Genomic DNA, 533 nt, shown 5'->3' with positions numbered 1-533 from the left:
CGACGCGCTGCTGCTGGCCGCCCGACAGCTGGGGCGGCGTGCGCTTCGCGTACTTGCTCATCTGCACGAGCGCGAGCGCGTCGGCGACGCGTTCCGCGATCTCGTTCTTCGGCGTGCCTTCCTGCTTCAGCCCGAACGCGACGTTCGACTCCACCGTCATGTGCGGAAACAGTGCGTAAGACTGGAACATCATGTTCACCGGGCGGCGGTACGGCGGCAGCGTCGCGAGATCCTCGCCGTCGACGAAGATCTTGCCGGAGGTCGCGGTCTCGAGGCCCGCGAGCATGCGCAGCAGCGTGGACTTGCCGCAACCGGAACTGCCGAGCAATGCGAACAGTTCGTTCTTCGCGATCGTCAGGTTCACGTTGTCGACGGCGGTGCTGTCGCCGAATTTCTTCACGACGTTTTCGATGCGCACGAACGCGTCGTTCTTCACACGGGCCGTGGCGGCCGGTTGCGCGTGTCGCGCTGCGTCGGGACTGGGAATCGATTGCATGAGTTTCACCATTCGTTCATCACGGATTGCAGGCGTG

General features: G+C 64.0%; 1 protein-coding gene. It reads right to left on the bottom strand.

The window, feature by feature from the left end:
* Nucleotides 1–496: ABC transporter ATP-binding protein (locus LIG30_RS01985; protein WP_038709225.1), on the bottom strand; the 496-nt coding region annotated here is incomplete at its 3' end.
* Nucleotides 497–533 lie beyond the last annotated feature (37 nt).

This window comes from Burkholderia sp. lig30, assembly GCF_000687455.2.
GTDB lineage: Bacteria > Pseudomonadota > Gammaproteobacteria > Burkholderiales > Burkholderiaceae > Burkholderia.
This window is presented reverse-complemented; position numbering and strand designations above follow the sequence as displayed.